Source organism: Streptomyces sp. NPDC001828, from assembly GCF_042892175.1.
GTDB lineage: Bacteria > Actinomycetota > Actinomycetes > Streptomycetales > Streptomycetaceae > Streptomyces.
On the sequence record NZ_JBIATV010000009.1, the window covers coordinates 180,396 to 195,334 of the forward strand.

Below are 14,939 nucleotides of genomic sequence, written 5' to 3' on the forward strand. Positions count from 1 at the left end.
CCCCATTATGCGTGCCCCGGACCCCCCGGGCTTCTCACTCCCACAGAGTGCTCGGCGCCTCCTTGCGCACCACCGGCGCGACCTCCTCCGCGAACCGCGCGAGCGTCTCGGTCTGCTCGGCCGTGGAGAGGCCGAACCCGTCGACCGTCACCGACTGGAGGTCGTGCCCGTACGCCTCGTGGAAGCCGAGGATCTTGTCGATGATCTGCTGCGGGGAGCCGATGAGCGCCGGGCCGTCCGCGATGGCGTCCTCGATGGTGCGGAACGGGGTGTTGTAGCCCGCCTTCCCCTCCAGATGCGGCTTGAAGGACTGTCGCACCCTCGCCTCGTACACCTCCCGGTAGCGCGAGACCGCCTGCTCGGCGGTGTCGGCGATCATCAGGCCGCCCGAGCCGGCCGCGACATGGGCCCGCGCCGGATCGTGCCCGTACTCCTCGAACTTCTCCCGGTAGTGCGCGATGAGCCGGGTGTACGCGGCGCGCGGCTGGATCGCGTTCGCGGTGAACAGCGGATCGCCGTGCCGGGCCGCGAGTTCGGGGGAGTTGAGGGAGGTCGCCGAGCCGTGCCAGATCCGCGGCACCCCGGCGTACGGCCGCGGCACGGTGGTGACACCGCGCAGCGGGGGACGGAACTCGCCCTCCCAGTCGACGCCCTCCTCGCTCCACAGCCGGCGGAGCAGCTCGTACTTCTCCCGCTGGAGGTCCCACTGGCGGGACTCGTCGAGCCCGAACAGATCGAAGTGGCCGGCCTCCGCGCCCTTCCCGATGACCAGCTCGATCCGGCCGCGCGAGATCTGGTCGAGCGTCGCGTAGTCCTCGGCGACCCTGACCGGATCGAGGATCGCGACCACGGTCACGCCGGTGAGGAGCCGGATGCGGTGCGTGCGGGCGGCCAGCGCGGCGAGCAGCACGGTCGGGCTGGAGGAGAGGAAGGCGCCGGCGTGCCGCTCCCCGATGGCGTACGCGTCGAAGCCGAGCCGCTCGGCGGCCTCACCGACCTCCAGCACTTGCGCCAACCGGTCGGCGGACGAGGGGAGTTCACCCGTCACGGGGTGGGGGGCATGGCCGACGATCGAGAGCACCTGGAACTTCATGCCCCCCACTCTCGCCGCGCCGTGTTGCGGCCGGATGTACGGCGTATGGCAGCGGTCGCGGGTACGCCGAAGGGGCGGCCCCTCGCGGGAGCCGCCCCTTCGGGGTGAGTTGACGTACCGTCAGTTCTTCTCGTTCAGCAGGTCGTCCACCTTGCCGCGGATCTCGTCCGTGGCCAGACCCCGGATCGTCAGGGTCGTACGGCGGCGCAGCACGTCGTCCGCGGTCTCGGCCCACTCGTGGTCCCGGGCGTAGGCGACCTGCGCCCAGATCTCCGGGGCGTCCGGGTGGATGCGCTCGGCCAGGGCCGCGTCCTCGTTGGCGAGGCGCGCGATGTCGAAGGACAGCGAACCGTAGTGCGTGGCCAGGTGCTTGGCGGTGTCGGCCGCCATGTGCGCGCCGGGCGCCTGGGCGTCCACCATCAGGCGGTGGGCGACGGCACGCGGGTTGGCAATGCCGGGCAGCGGCATCTTGCCGGGGAGCTCGGAGATGGGCTCGAAGTCGTTGCCGAGCGGGTGGCCCGGCAGCTGCTCCAGCTTCTTCATCACCGTACGGCCGATGTGGCGGAACGTCGTCCACTTGCCGCCGGCCACCGACAGCATGCCGCCGCGGCCCTCGGTGACGACCGTCTCGCGCTTGGCCTTCGAGGTGTCGCCGGGCCCGCCGGGCAGCACCCGAAGCCCCGCGAAGGAGTAGGTGATCAGATCGCGGGACAGCTGCTGGTCGCGGATCGAGAACGCGGCCTCGTCGAGGATCTGCGCGGTGTCCGCCTCGGTGACGGCGACGTCCGCCGGGTCGCCCTCGAACTCCTCGTCGGTGGTGCCGAGCAGGAGCATGTCCTCCCACGGCAGCGCGAAGGTGATGCGGTACTTGTCGATGGGGGTCGCGAGCGCGGCCTTCCAGGGGGCGGTGCGCTTGAGGACCAGGTGCGCGCCCTTCGACAGGCGTATGGAGGGGGCCGAGGCCGGGTCCTCCATCTTGCGCAGGTGGTCGACCCAGGGGCCGGTCGCGTTGAGCACGAGCCGGGCGTCGACGCCGAACTCCTCGCCGTCCATGCGGTCCTTGAGGTCCGCGCCCGTCACCCGGCCCTTGGTGAAGCGCAGTCCGGTGACCTCGGCGTGGTTGAGCACGACCGCGCCGGCCTCGACGGCGGCGCGCACCGTCATCAGGGCCATGCGGGCGTCGTTCATCTGGTCGTCGCCGTACACGGCCACGGCCTTCAGGTTGTCCGTACGCAGCTCGGGCACGTCCGCCGCGGCCTTCGCGGGGGAGAGCAGGTGACCGACGCCGTCGCCGAAGGCGGAGAGCGCCGAGTAGGCGAAGACGCCCGCACCCAGCTTGGCGGCGCCGTGCGGGCCGCCCTTGTACACGGGCAGGTAGAACGTGAGCGGGTTGGCGAGGTGCGGGGCCACCTGACGGGACACCGCACGCCGCTCGAAGTGGTTCTCCGCGACCAGCTTCACCGCGCCGGTCTGCAGGTAGCGCAGACCGCCGTGGAGCAGCTTGGAGGAGGCGGAGGAGGTGGCGCCGGCGAAGTCACCGGCGTCCACCAGGGCCACCCGCAGACCGGACTGCGCGGCGTGCCAGGCGGTGGAGATGCCCAGGATGCCGCCGCCGATGACCAGGAGGTCGTACGTCGCCTTGGACAGTTGCTCCCGGGTCTCGGCGCGGCTCACTGCCTTGAAGGAAGACACAGTGGAGCCGGAAGCCGGGTGCGTCCCGAGGGCAGGGACGCTCTGCAGGGTGGTCATGTCGATTACTCCTCGTCCTCGATCCAGCCCATGGTCCGCTCTACGGCCTTGAGCCAGTTCTTGTACTCGCTGTCGCGCCTGTCGGCGTCCATGCGAGGGGTCCATTCCGCCGCCCGGCGCCAGTTGGCGCGCAGCGCGTCGGTGTCCGGCCAGAAGCCGACGGCGAGGCCGGCGGCGTAGGCGGCGCCGAGGCAGGTCGTCTCGGCGACCATCGGACGCACGACCGGCGCGTCCAGGAAGTCCGAGAGGGTCTGCATCAGCAGGTTGTTGGAGGTCATGCCGCCGTCGACCTTGAGCGCGGTCAGCTCGACGCCGGAGTCCTTCGTCATGGCGTCGCTGATCTCGCGGGTCTGCCAGGCGGTGGCCTCGAGGACGGCGCGCGCGATGTGCGCCTTGGTGACGTACCGGGTCAGGCCGGCGATCACGCCGCGGGCGTCGGGGCGCCAGTACGGGGCGAACAGGCCGGAGAAGGCCGGCACGAAGTAGGCGCCGCCGTTGTCCTCGACGGAGGAGGCCAGCGTCTCGATCTCGGCGGCGGTCTTGATCATGCCCATCTGGTCGCGCATCCACTGGACGAGCGAGCCGGTGACGGCGATGGAGCCTTCGAGGGCGTAGACCGGCTTCTGGTCGCCGATCTGGTAACCGACCGTCGTCAGCAGCCCGTTGTAGGAGTTGACGGGCTTGTCACCGGTGTTCATCAGCATGAAGGTGCCGGTGCCGTAGGTGGACTTGGCCTCGCCCTCCGAGAAGCAGGTCTGGCCGAACAGGGCCGCCTGCTGGTCGCCGAGCGCGGAGGCGACGGGGATGCCGTCCAGGACGCCGCCCTTGGCATGCCCGTACACCTCGGCGGAGGAGCGGATCTCGGGCAGCACGGCCGCCGGGATGTCCATGGAGTGCAAGATCTTCTCGTCCCACGCCATGTCGTGCAGGTTCATCAGGAGGGTGCGCGAGGCGTTGGTGACGTCGGTGACGTGCACACCGCCGTCGGCGCCGCCGGTCAGGTTCCAGATGATCCAGGAGTCCATGGTGCCGAAGAGGACGTCGCCGCGCTCGGCGCGCTCGCGCAGCCCCTCGACGTTGTCGAGCAGCCAGCGCACCTTCGGTCCCGCGAAGTAGGAGGCGAGCGGCAGGCCGGTCTGGCGCCGGAAGCGGTCCTGGCCGACGTTGCGGCCGAGCTCGCGGCAGAGGGCGTCGGTGCGGGTGTCCTGCCAGACCAGCGCGTTGTGCACGGGCTCGCCGGTGTTCTTGTCCCACATCAGCGTGGTCTCACGCTGGTTGGTGATGCCGATCGCCTTGACGTCGGCGGAGGTGATGCCCGCCTTCTCGATCGCCCCGGCCACGACCTCCTGGACGTTGGTCCAGATCTCGTTGGCGTCGTGCTCGACCCAGCCCGGCTTCGGGAAGATCTGCTCGTGTTCCTTCTGCTCGACCGAGACGATCCGGCCGTCCTTGTCGAAGACGATGCAGCGGCTGGAGGTGGTGCCCTGGTCGATGGCCGCGATGAACGGGCCGGTGGAGTGGATGTCGCTCATGGGTGCTCCTGGAAAGTCCGAAGGGGGATCGCGTCGTGTCTCGTCAGGCGAAGGCGATGTTGTAGATGCCACCGGCGATCGCTCCGCCGATCAGCGGGCCGACGACCGGGATCCACGCGTAGCTCCAGTCAGAGCCGCCCTTGTTGGGCAGCGGGAGCAGGGAGTGCACGATGCGGGGGCCGAGGTCACGGACCGGGTTGATGGCGTATCCGGTCGGACCGCCGATCGAGAGGCCGATGCCGACCACGACGAGCGCGGTGATGAGGACGCCGATCACACCGAGGCCCTTGCCGTCGCCGTTCAGGCCCTGCGTCAGGATCGCGAGGACCAGGACGAACGTGGCGATGATCTCCGTGACGAGGTTCTGGACCACGTTGCGGATCTCCGGACCGGTCGAGAAGACGCCGAGCACGGGGCCCGCCGCGTTCTCACGGGCCTCGACGGACTTGCCCTCGCCCTCGCCCACGATCTCGGGGTCGGTCAGGTGCGCGTGGAACTGGCCGTAGTAGGCGAGCCACACGAGCACCGCGCCGATCATGGCGCCGAGGATCTGTCCGCCGAGGTACACGGGGACGTCGCTCCACTTGGTGCCGCCCTCGATCGCGAGACCAAGGGTCACCGCGGGGTTGAGGTGGGCGCCCGAGAGCGGGGCCGAGATGTAGGCGCCGGTCAGGACCGCGAAGCCCCACCCGAAGGTGATCGCGAGCCAGCCGGCGTTGCGCGCCTTCGAACGCTTCAGGGTGACGGCGGCGCAGACGCCGCCGCCGAGCAGGATCAGTATGGCGGTACCTATGGTCTCGCCGATGAAGATGTCGTGGCTGGACATCCGCGACTCCTTTGTCCTTCGTCCAGGGGGAAACCCCAACAGGCAGAGCACCGGGTCCCTCCGGTGTTCCGCGCCCTCGAGTTGAGGACTGCCGGCCCTTGGCGTTGTCACACTCTAACTCGTATTGCCGGTAGGTGTTCGACAATGCCGACCGCTGAACGGCAGTTTTGCCCTCGGGTTAACTGCACGTCAATACTTCTGTGACTGGAATCCCGATCGTTACCAGGTGGTACGAACCACCAAACGCCGACCCGGGTCCGGGGGCAACTCGAAGTGCTCGCGCGAGCCCCGGACGGGGCTCCTCGGCGCGGCTCCTCGGGGCGGGCGCCCCTGGGGCGCCCGGGGGTCGGCAGTGCGTCGTACGGGGCCCGCGGGCCGGGCGGGAGGCGCTAGAAGCGGCCGGCGCCGAGGTCCCGCGAGACCGCGCGGGCGCAGTCGCGTACCGCGGCCACCAGCTCGGGCCGCACCTCGCCCTCCTTGCAGACGCGCTCCACCGCGCCCGTGACGCCCACCGCGCCCACCGGCATCCTGCGCCGGTCGTGGATCGGGGCGGCCACCGAGGCGACGCCCACCCAGGTCTCCTCGACGTCCGAGCCCCAGCCGCGCGCCCGGGTCAGCGCGAGCAGCTCCTCGAAGCCGTCGGCCGAGGTGACGGTGCCGGGTGTGAACGCCTCGTGCGCGTTGTCCACGGCCTCGGTGTGCGCCACCGGGTCGTACGCCGAGAGCACCTTGCCCAGGGCCGTGGAGTGCAGCGGCTGCATGGCCCCGACCTCCAGGACCTGGCGGCTGTCGTCGGGCCGGAAGACGTGGTGCATGATCAGCACGCCCTGCTGGTGGAGCACCCCCACGTACACGCTCTCGCCGCTGGACCGCGCCAGGTCGTCCGTCCACACCAGGGCGCGCGCCCGCAGCTCGTGGACGTCCAGGTAGCTGTTGCCCAGGCGCAGCAGCTCGGCGCCCAGCTGGTAGCGGCCCGACGCCGGGTCCTGCTCCACGAAGCCCTCGGCCTGCAGAGTGCGCAGGATTCCGTGCGCGGTGCCCTTGGCCAGGCCCAGCGAGGAGGCCACGTCGGACAGGCCGAGCCGTCGCTCGCCGCCCGCGAGCAGCCGCAGCATGGCGGCCGCCCGTTCGAGCGACTGGATGTTGCGCGCCATCGCGCTCCCTCCCTTTCGGGCACTGCTGAACCGGCTGTCGTTCCTGAAGTGGCCGGCTCTGACATGACTGGTTCGACAATGCTGAACAGTATCGGCCGTTGTCGACCTCGTGTCACGGTGTGCGCCACCGCTCCCACCCCTTGGGGACGACTCCTGGCCGCCCCGCAGCCGAGGTCCACCCCCCGATACACCCGCGCGCGGGTCGGGGCCGCCCGGTTACGCTGGCCGCGTGCGCCCTCCTGCCGGACGGCGCAAAGCCGACAGCCGTCGCACTCCAGGGAGTACATCCATGGCCTCGTTGCCGACCCCTTCCGCTGACAGCCGGACCCGTATCGACGCCCTCCGCGAGGCGCTCGCCACCCGGGTGGTGGTGGCCGACGGTGCCATGGGCACGATGCTGCAGGCGCAGGATCCCACCCTGGAGGACTTCCAGGACCTCGAGGGCTGCAACGAGGTCCTGAACGTGACCCGGCCCGACATCGTGCGCACCGTGCACGAGGCGTACTTCTCGGTCGGCGTGGACTGCGTGGAGACCAACACCTTCGGCGCCAACCACACCGCGATGAGCGAGTACGACATCCCCGAGCGGGTGCACGAGCTGTCGGAGGCGGGCGCCCGCATCGCCCGCGAGGTGGCCGACGAGTTCACCGCCTCGACCGGGCAGCAGCGCTGGGTGCTCGGCTCCATCGGCCCCGGCACCAAGCTGCCGACCCTGGGCCACATCGGCTACCCCGCGCTGCGCGACGGCTTCCAGGCGAACGCCGAGGGCCTGATCGAGGGCGGCGCGGACGCTCTGATCGTCGAGACCACCCAGGACCTGCTCCAGACCAAGTCCGCGATCCTCGGCGCCCGCCGCGCCATGGAGGCGGCCGGCGCCGACCTGCCGCTCCTCGTCTCGCTCGCCTTCGAGACGACCGGCACGATGCTGCTGGGCTCCGAGATCGGCGCGGCCCTGACCGCGCTCGAACCGCTCGGCGTCGACATGATCGGCCTGAACTGCTCGACCGGCCCCGCCGAGATGAGCGAGCACCTGCGCTATCTGACCCGGCACTCCCGCATCCCGCTGCTCTGCATGCCCAACGCCGGTCTGCCCGTCCTGACCAAGGACGGCGCCCACTTCCCGCTCGACGCCGAGGGCCTGGCGGACGCGCAGGAGAACTTCGTCCGCGACTACGGCCTGTCCCTGGTCGGCGGCTGCTGCGGTACGACCCCCGAGCACCTGCGCCAGGTCGTGGACCGGGTGCGCGGCGAGGTGCCGAGCGAGCGGGATCCGCGCCCGGAGCCGGGCGCGGCCTCGCTCTACCAGACCGTGCCGTTCCGCCAGGACACCTCCTACCTGGCCATCGGCGAGCGGACGAACGCCAACGGCTCGAAGAAGTTCCGCGAGGCCATGCTGGAGGGCCGCTGGGACGACTGCGTGGAGATGGCCCGGGACCAGATCCGCGAGGGCGCGCACATGCTCGACCTGTGCGTGGACTACGTGGGCCGGGACGGCGTGGCCGACATGGCCGAGCTGGCCGGCCGCTTCGCGACCGCCTCCACCCTGCCCCTCGTGCTCGACTCGACCGAACTCCCCGTGCTCCGGGCCGGGTTGGAGAAGCTGGGCGGCCGGGCGGTCATCAACTCCGTGAACTACGAGGACGGCGACGGGCCCGAGTCCCGCTTCGCGAAGGTCACCGCCCTGGCCGCCGAGCACGGGGCCGCGCTGATCGCGCTGACCATCGACGAGGAGGGCCAGGCCCGCACCGTCGAGACCAAGGTCGCCATCGCCGAGCGCCTGATCGCGGACCTGACCGGCAACTGGGGGGTGCACGAGTCGGACATCCTCATCGACGCCCTGACCTTCACCATCTGCACCGGCCAGGAGGAGTCGCGCGGGGACGGCATCGCCACCATCGAGGCGATCCGTGAGCTCAAGCGCCGCCACCCCGACGTGCAGACCACGCTGGGCCTGTCCAACATCTCCTTCGGCCTCAACCCGGCCGCCCGTGTCGTCCTCAACTCCGTGTTCCTCGACGAGTGCGTCAAGGCCGGCCTGGACTCGGCGATCGTGCACGCCTCCAAGATCCTGCCGATCGCGCGCCTGGAGGAGGAGCAGGTCAAGGTCGCGCTCGACCTGATCTACGACCGGCGCGCCGAGGGCTACGACCCCCTGCAGAAGCTCATGGAGCTGTTCGAGGGCGTCAACATGAAGTCGATGAAGGCGGGCAAGGCCGAGGAGCTCCTGGCCCTGCCGCTGGAGGAGCGGCTCCAGCGCCGCATCATCGACGGCGAGAAGAACGGCCTGGAGGCCGACCTCGACGAGGCGCTCCAGTCCACCCCGGCCCTCGACATCGTGAACAACACGCTGCTGGCGGGCATGAAGGTGGTCGGCGAGCTGTTCGGCTCCGGCCAGATGCAGCTGCCGTTCGTGCTCCAGTCCGCCGAGGTCATGAAGTCCGCGGTCGCCCATCTGGAGCCGCACATGGAGAAGTCCGACGCGGACGGCAAGGGCACGATCGTGCTGGCCACCGTGCGCGGCGACGTCCACGACATCGGCAAGAACCTCGTCGACATCATCCTGTCCAACAACGGCTACAACGTCGTCAACCTCGGCATCAAGCAGCCGGTCTCGGCGATCCTGGACGCCGCAGAGGAGCACCGCGCCGACGTCATCGGCATGTCCGGCCTCCTGGTCAAGTCCACCGTGATCATGAAGGAGAACCTGGAGGAGCTGAACCAGCGCAAGCTGGCGGCCGACTACCCGGTCATCCTCGGCGGCGCGGCCCTGACCCGGGCCTACGTCGAGCAGGACCTGCACGAGATCTACGAGGGCGAAGTCCGTTACGCCCGCGACGCGTTCGAGGGCCTGCGGCTCATGGACGCCCTGATCGGCGTCAAGCGCGGCGTGCCCGGAGCCGTACTGCCCGAGCTCAAGCAGCGCCGGGTGCCCAAGCGGGACACACCGGTCGTGGAGGCCGAGGAGCCCGAGGGCTCGGTGCGCTCGGACGTGGCCGTCGACAACCCGGTGCCCACCCCGCCGTTCTGGGGCACCCGCGTCGTCAAGGGCATCCCGCTCAAGGACTACGCGTCCTGGCTCGACGAGGGCGCGCTGTTCAAGGGCCAGTGGGGCCTGAAGGAGGCCCGCAAGGGCGGGCCCACCTACGAGGAGCTGGTGGAGACCGAGGGCCGCCCGCACCTGCGCGGCTGGCTCGACAAGCTGCACACCGAAGGCCTCCTGGAGGCGGCCGTCGTACACGGCTACTTCCCGTGCGTGTCCAAGGGCGACGACCTGATCCTGCTGAACGACGACGGCAGCGAGCGCACCCGCTTCACCTTCCCGCGCCAGCGCCGCGGCCGCCGCCTGTGCCTCGCGGACTTCTTCCGCCCGGAGGAGTCCGGCGAGGTGGACGTGGTCGGCCTCCAGGTCGTCACCGTCGGCTCCCGGATCGGCGAGGAGACGGCCAAGCTCTTCGAGGCCAACTCCTACCGCGACTACCTCGAACTGCACGGCCTGTCCGTCCAGTTGGCCGAGGCGCTCGCCGAGTACTGGCACGCCCGGGTCCGCTCCGAGCTCGGCTTCGCGGGCGAGGACCCCTCCGACGTGGAGGACATGTTCGCGCTCAAGTACCGCGGCGCGCGCTTCTCGCTCGGCTACGGGGCCTGCCCCGACCTGGAGGACCGGGCCAAGATCGCCGAGCTGCTCGAACCGGAGCGGATCGGAGTCCACCTCTCCGAGGAGTTCCAGCTCCACCCCGAGCAGTCCACCGACGCCATCGTCATCCACCACCCCGAAGCCAAGTACTTCAACGCCCGATGACCGGGCGCCCCGGTTAATTCAGCGCACGTTCAGCGGACCGGACGTACACTGGTCGGCCCAGTAAAAGGCCGGTCGCTTTTCCCCGCTGGGGAAGGCGACCGGCCTTCTCGTCCCTTCAGGAGGTGTGCCGATGACCAGTACGGTCCCCACAGCCATGACTCTGACGGCCGAAGGCTCCGCGCTCCAGGCCGTCTTCCTCGACATGGACGGCACGCTCGTCGACACCGAGGGCTTCTGGTGGGACGCCGAGCGCGAGGCCTTCGCGTCCCTGGGGCACGTCCTGGACGAGTCGTGGCGGGACATCGTGGTGGGCGGGCCCATGACGCGCAGCGCGGGCTTCCTCATCGAGGCCACGGGCGCGGACATCACCCTGGCCGAGCTGACCGTACTGCTCAACGACCGCTTCGAGGCCCGGATCGCCCGCGGGGTGCCGCTGATGCCGGGTGCCGCGCGGCTGCTCGCCGAGCTGGCCGCCCACCGCGTCCCCACCGCCCTGGTCTCCGCCTCGCACCGCCGCATCATCGACAAGATCGTGCACTCGCTCGGCCCGTCCCACTTCGCCCTGACCGTCGCGGGCGACGAGGTGGCCCGCACCAAGCCGCACCCCGACCCGTATCTGGTAGCGGCCCGCGGGCTCGGCGCCGACCCGGCCAGATGCGCCGTCGTGGAGGACACCGCCACCGGGGTCGCCGCCGCCGAGGCGGCCGGCTGCCGGGTGGTCGCGGTGCCCTCGGTCGCCCCCATCGAGGCGGCCGAGGGCCGGGTCGTGGTCGACTCCCTCGAAGAGGTCGACCTGGCCTTTCTGCGCACCCTGATCACGCGTCTGAACTGAGCTGTTCACCGAGCGTGGGCCGTTGAATACGGTAGAAACTCATCGCAGCCGCGCGTGCATTTTCCGTGACCTCCACAGATCGAATTCACGCCCTGTCAAAGAGGCTCACGGGGTGACGTTCGTCACCTGACCAGGGGTCGACAGAAGCCCGGTCCGGGCACTCCAGGCCCCCTGGGCGCACCCTTGTGTCCCGTTTGGTGATCCGGTGTACGAAACATTCCGGCACCCCGATATCGGCGGGCCGCTATTGGGGCGGACGGATTGATTCCCCGTGCACCAGAGCCAGTTCCAGCTTTTCGTGCGGCGAGCACTAATCTCATTCGAGAACTTCGCCGCACCCTCATCTGCCCCGCCGCACACCCAGTGGACGGGAGCGCAGGTCCGATCGCACAAACCCGGCCCGATCGCCCCGCCCCGAACGGGCGGACGCGGCGGAGTGTCCCGTACACAGCTGTACCCCAAAGTGCCGGACAAGGGAGATCGTCCAGGATGAACCGCAAGACTTTGGTGCTGCCGGCCGTAGTGGGCCTGCTCGCTCCCGTACTCGCCGCCTGCGGCGGATCGGAGAGCGGGGGAGACGGCGGGAAGACCATCGTCGTGGGCACCACGGACCAGTTCGTGGCAACCAAGGACGCCCCTGCCCCCTTCGATCCGGCCCACGCGTACGAGACCGGCATCTGGAACGTCATGCGGCAGACCACGCAGTCGCTGGTCCACGTGCCGCGCGGTGGCGGTCTGCCCGTCCCGGACGCCGCCTCCTCCTGCAACTTCACCGACAAGGAGAACGAGAGCTACCGCTGCACCCTGCGCGGCGGCCTCGAGTTCGCGGACGGCACCAAGGTGACCGCCGACGACGTGAAGTACTCGATCCAGCGTGTGCTCGACATCAAGGACGACAACGGCCCCGCCGGTCTCCTCGACAACATCGACACCATGGAGACCAAGGGCGACGCCGAGATCGTCTTCCATCTCAAGACGCCGGACGCCACCTTCCCGTACAAGCTCGCGACGCCCGCCGCGGGGATCGTGCAGAAGGACAAGTACCAGCCCAAGAAGCTCCGCGACGGCTTCGAGATGGACGGCTCCGGGCCGTACACGATGAAGGCCGACATCAAGGGCGAGCAGGTCGAGAAGTTCACCTTCACCAAGAACCCGAACTACAAGGGTGATGTGAAGTTCGCGAACGACAAGGTCGAGCTGCGTTCCTTCCCGACCGCCGAGGCCATGGGCGCCGCCCTCGCCAAGGGCGACATCGACCTGATGGCGCGCGCCATGACGCCCGGGCAGATCCAGCAGATGCAGGTCAGCCCCAGCAAGGACGTCAACCTCGTCGAGATGCCCGGCCTTGAGATCCGCTACCTCGGCTTCAACACCGACGACCCGGCGGTGAAGAACAAGGCGGTGCGCGAGGCGATGGCCCAGGCCATCGACCGCAACCAGCTGGTGAGCAAGGTGTACGGGCAGACCGCCGAGCCGCTCTACTCGCTGATCCCGACCTCGATCGCCGGCCACACCAACTCGTTCTTCAACAAGTACGGCGAGGCCAGCAAGGCCAAGGCGCAGAACATCCTGAAGAGCGCCAACATCTCGACGCCGGTCAAGCTCACCCTCAACTACACCAAGGACCACTACGGTTCGATCACCGAGGACGAGTTCAAGAACCTGTCGGCGCAGCTGAACGCGACCGGCCTGTTCAGCACGACGATCCAGGGCACCGAGTGGTCGAAGTTCCGCCCCGCGCAGAAGAAGGGCGAGTACGCGGTCTACGGCCTCGGCTGGTTCCCCGACTTCCCGGACCCGGACAACTTCGTGGCGCCGTTCTTCGGCAAGGACAACTTCCTCAACACCCCGTACGTCAGCAACGACATCCGCAACACCCTGATCCCGCAGTCGCGGGTGGCCGCCGACCGCAACCAGGCGGCGAAGCCCTTCGAGCAGATCCAGGACATCGTCGCGAACGAAGTCCCGGTCATCCCGCTGTGGCAGGGCAAGCAGTACGTCGCGGCCCGCACCGACATCACCGGCACCGAGTGGGCCATCAACTCCTCGTCCGACCTTCAGCTGTGGGAACTCGGGCGCGGCAAGAAGTAACGCAGGACCCGGCCGCGGTCCCCTTGCGCGCCGGGCGGACATCCCCGTCAGCAGGACTGTGAGGCACGTGCAGGTGAAGATACGAAACCGATGGCTGACCGCCCCGCTCGCGGCGGGTGTGGCGGCCGGTCTCGTGAGTGGCTGTGGGACGCAGCAGGGTGGCGGCGCGGCCTCCGGCGGCGGCGGTTCGGTGGTCATGGGGATGTCCGACGACATCCTGGCCACCGACCCCGCCTCCGGCTACGACCCGGGCTCGTGGCTCCTTTTCAACAACGTCTTCCAGTCCCTGCTCAGCTTCCCCAAGGGCAGCTCGACGCCGCAGCCCGAGGCCGCGCAGGCGTGCGGCTTCGACCGGGGCGGGTCCACGGTCTACCGCTGCACCCTGCGCCCGGGGCTCAAGTTCAGCAACGGTGACGCGCTGACCTCCGAGGACGTCAAGTACTCCTTCGAGCGCGTGCTGAAGATCAACGACGACAGCGGCCCGGCGCCGATGCTCGCCACCCTCGGCAAGGTCGACACCCCGGACGCGAAGACGGTCGTCTTCCACCTCAAGGTTCCGGACGCCACCTTCCCCAGCAAGATCGCCTCCGGTGCCGGCTCGATCGTCGACCACAAGGAGTACCCGGCCGACAAGCTGCGCACCGACGGCAAGGCGGTCGGCTCCGGCGTCTACAAGCTGGACTCCTTCGGCGAGAAGCAGGCCGACTTCTCGGTCAACTCCTCCTACGAGGGCACGGTCAAGGCCAAGAACTCCGGTCTGACCGTGAAGCTGTTCCACGGTGACCAGAAGGGCCTGGCCGCCGCCCTCAACAAGGGCGAGATCGACCTCGCCTACCGAGGCCTCACGGCCAAGGACACCGCCGCGCTGCAGACCTCGACGACCGCCGGCAAGCAGGGCGTCAACGTGGTCGAGGGCACCAGCGCCGAGGTCCAGGACCTGGTCTTCAACATGAAGGACCCGGTCGCGGGCAAGCTCGGGGTGCGCAAGGCCATCGCCTACCTCGTCGACCGCGAGGCCCTGGTGCGCGATGTGTACTCGTCCACGGCGACCCCGCTGTACTCGGTCGTCCCCAGCGGCATCACCGCCCACACCACGGCCCTGTTCGACCAGTACGGGGGCAGCCCCGACCCGGTCAAGGCGAAGGCGGCGCTGCACTCGGCGGGCATCAGCGGCAAGGTGAAGCTCACCCTGTGGTCCACGCCGAGCCGCTACGGACCGTCCACGGACGACGAGTTGAAGGCGATCGCGGGGCAGCTCAACGCGAGCGGCCTGTTCGACGCGGACGTGAAGTCGGTCGAGTTCAAGCAGTACGAGAAGGACATCGAGGCCGGCAAGTACGGCGTCTACGTGAAGGGCTGGGTCCCCGACTATCCGGACCCGGACAACTTCACCCTGCCGTTCTTCGGCAAGGGCAACGTGCTGTCCAACAACTACACGAACAAGCAGATCACCGACGAGATCCTGCCGGCGACCGCGGGCACCGCCGACCGCGCCGCCACGGAGGGCGAGTTCGCCAAGCTCCAGGACATCGTGGCCGACGAACTCCCGGTCCTGCCCCTGTGGCAGGGCAAGCAGTACGCGGTGGCCCGCACGGGAATCACCGGCCTGGAGTGGACCCTGGACGCGTCAACGGTCTTCCGCTTCTGGGAAATCAAGAAGGGCTGAGCCGAGACCGCCCCCGCCGAGCACACGGGCCCGCGACACCAGCGGCCCCGCCGCGCGGGCGCGAGGGCGGTCTGCTGTCAGCCCCGCCAAGGGGCGCGAGGAACTGCGCGACCAGCCACGTACAACCTGCGGTGGACGCACAGAGGAAGCCCCTCCGGCGTTTGAGGAGCCGGGGTCGAGGGGCGGAGCCCCCGGTG

9 protein-coding genes are annotated in these 14,939 nt (G+C 69.6%); 4 read left to right on the forward strand and 5 right to left on the reverse strand.

Features of this window, described 5'->3' with window-relative positions:
• Positions 1-34: 34 nt before the first annotated feature.
• The 5 genes from ACFYZA_RS24850 to ACFYZA_RS24870 form a co-directional block, all read right to left on the reverse strand.
• On the reverse strand, positions 35-1,093 hold the full coding sequence (locus ACFYZA_RS24850; protein WP_388492850.1) for an LLM class flavin-dependent oxidoreductase: 1,059 nt from the start codon (positions 1,091-1,093) through the stop codon (positions 35-37).
• A 120-nt stretch (positions 1,094-1,213) separates the two neighbouring features.
• Positions 1,214-2,842: an FAD-dependent oxidoreductase gene (locus ACFYZA_RS24855; protein ID WP_382599166.1), complete on the reverse strand. Its 1,629-nt coding sequence runs from the start codon at positions 2,840-2,842 to the stop codon at positions 1,214-1,216.
• Between the two features lie 5 nt (positions 2,843-2,847).
• Positions 2,848-4,374, reverse strand: coding sequence for a glycerol kinase GlpK (gene glpK / locus ACFYZA_RS24860; RefSeq protein WP_382599164.1), 1,527 nt, complete (start codon positions 4,372-4,374; stop codon positions 2,848-2,850).
• A gap of 43 nt (positions 4,375-4,417) precedes the next feature.
• Positions 4,418-5,200 carry an MIP/aquaporin family protein gene (locus ACFYZA_RS24865; protein ID WP_382599162.1) on the reverse strand — a complete coding sequence of 261 codons (783 nt, stop codon included), beginning with the start codon at positions 5,198-5,200 and terminating at the stop codon, positions 4,418-4,420.
• Between the two features lie 389 nt (positions 5,201-5,589).
• On the reverse strand, positions 5,590-6,354 hold the full coding sequence (locus tag ACFYZA_RS24870; RefSeq protein ID WP_382599160.1) for an IclR family transcriptional regulator: 765 nt from the start codon (positions 6,352-6,354) through the stop codon (positions 5,590-5,592).
• A gap of 289 nt (positions 6,355-6,643) precedes the next feature.
• Here ACFYZA_RS24870 and metH point away from each other — a divergent pair, with 289 nt between their 5' ends.
• The 4 genes from metH (at position 6,644) to ACFYZA_RS24890 (ending at position 14,742) form a co-directional block, all read left to right on the forward strand.
• A complete protein-coding gene (metH, locus tag ACFYZA_RS24875; RefSeq protein WP_382599158.1) occupies positions 6,644-10,153 on the forward strand; it encodes a methionine synthase in 3,510 nt (1,169 codons plus the stop codon).
• A gap of 130 nt (positions 10,154-10,283) precedes the next feature.
• The gene (locus ACFYZA_RS24880; RefSeq protein ID WP_382599155.1) at positions 10,284-10,985 is read left to right on the forward strand and encodes an HAD family hydrolase; all 702 of its coding nucleotides are present in this window, start codon (positions 10,284-10,286) and stop codon (positions 10,983-10,985) included.
• Between the two features lie 489 nt (positions 10,986-11,474).
• A complete protein-coding gene (locus ACFYZA_RS24885) occupies positions 11,475-13,076 on the forward strand; it encodes an ABC transporter substrate-binding protein (protein ID WP_382599153.1) in 1,602 nt (533 codons plus the stop codon).
• 73 nt (positions 13,077-13,149) lie between these two features.
• The gene (locus ACFYZA_RS24890; RefSeq protein WP_382599151.1) at positions 13,150-14,742 is read left to right on the forward strand and encodes an ABC transporter substrate-binding protein; all 1,593 of its coding nucleotides are present in this window, start codon (positions 13,150-13,152) and stop codon (positions 14,740-14,742) included.
• The last annotated feature ends 197 nt before the right edge of the window (positions 14,743-14,939 follow it).

What these genes read in the sequence shown, in the direction of transcription:
- ACFYZA_RS24850 (WP_388492850.1), bottom strand. Translation starts at nt 1,093, where the DNA reads ATGAAGTTCCAGGTGCTCTCGATCGTCGGCCATGCCCCCCACCCCGTG.
- ACFYZA_RS24855 (WP_382599166.1), bottom strand. Translation starts at nt 2,842, where the DNA reads ATGACCACCCTGCAGAGCGTCCCTGCCCTCGGGACGCACCCGGCTTCC.
- glpK (WP_382599164.1), bottom strand. Translation starts at nt 4,374, where the DNA reads ATGAGCGACATCCACTCCACCGGCCCGTTCATCGCGGCCATCGACCAG.
- ACFYZA_RS24865 (WP_382599162.1), bottom strand. Translation starts at nt 5,200, where the DNA reads ATGTCCAGCCACGACATCTTCATCGGCGAGACCATAGGTACCGCCATA.
- ACFYZA_RS24870 (WP_382599160.1), bottom strand. Translation starts at nt 6,354, where the DNA reads ATGGCGCGCAACATCCAGTCGCTCGAACGGGCGGCCGCCATGCTGCGG.
- metH (WP_382599158.1), top strand. Translation starts at nt 6,644, where the DNA reads ATGGCCTCGTTGCCGACCCCTTCCGCTGACAGCCGGACCCGTATCGAC.
- ACFYZA_RS24880 (WP_382599155.1), top strand. Translation starts at nt 10,284, where the DNA reads ATGACCAGTACGGTCCCCACAGCCATGACTCTGACGGCCGAAGGCTCC.
- ACFYZA_RS24885 (WP_382599153.1), top strand. Translation starts at nt 11,475, where the DNA reads ATGAACCGCAAGACTTTGGTGCTGCCGGCCGTAGTGGGCCTGCTCGCT.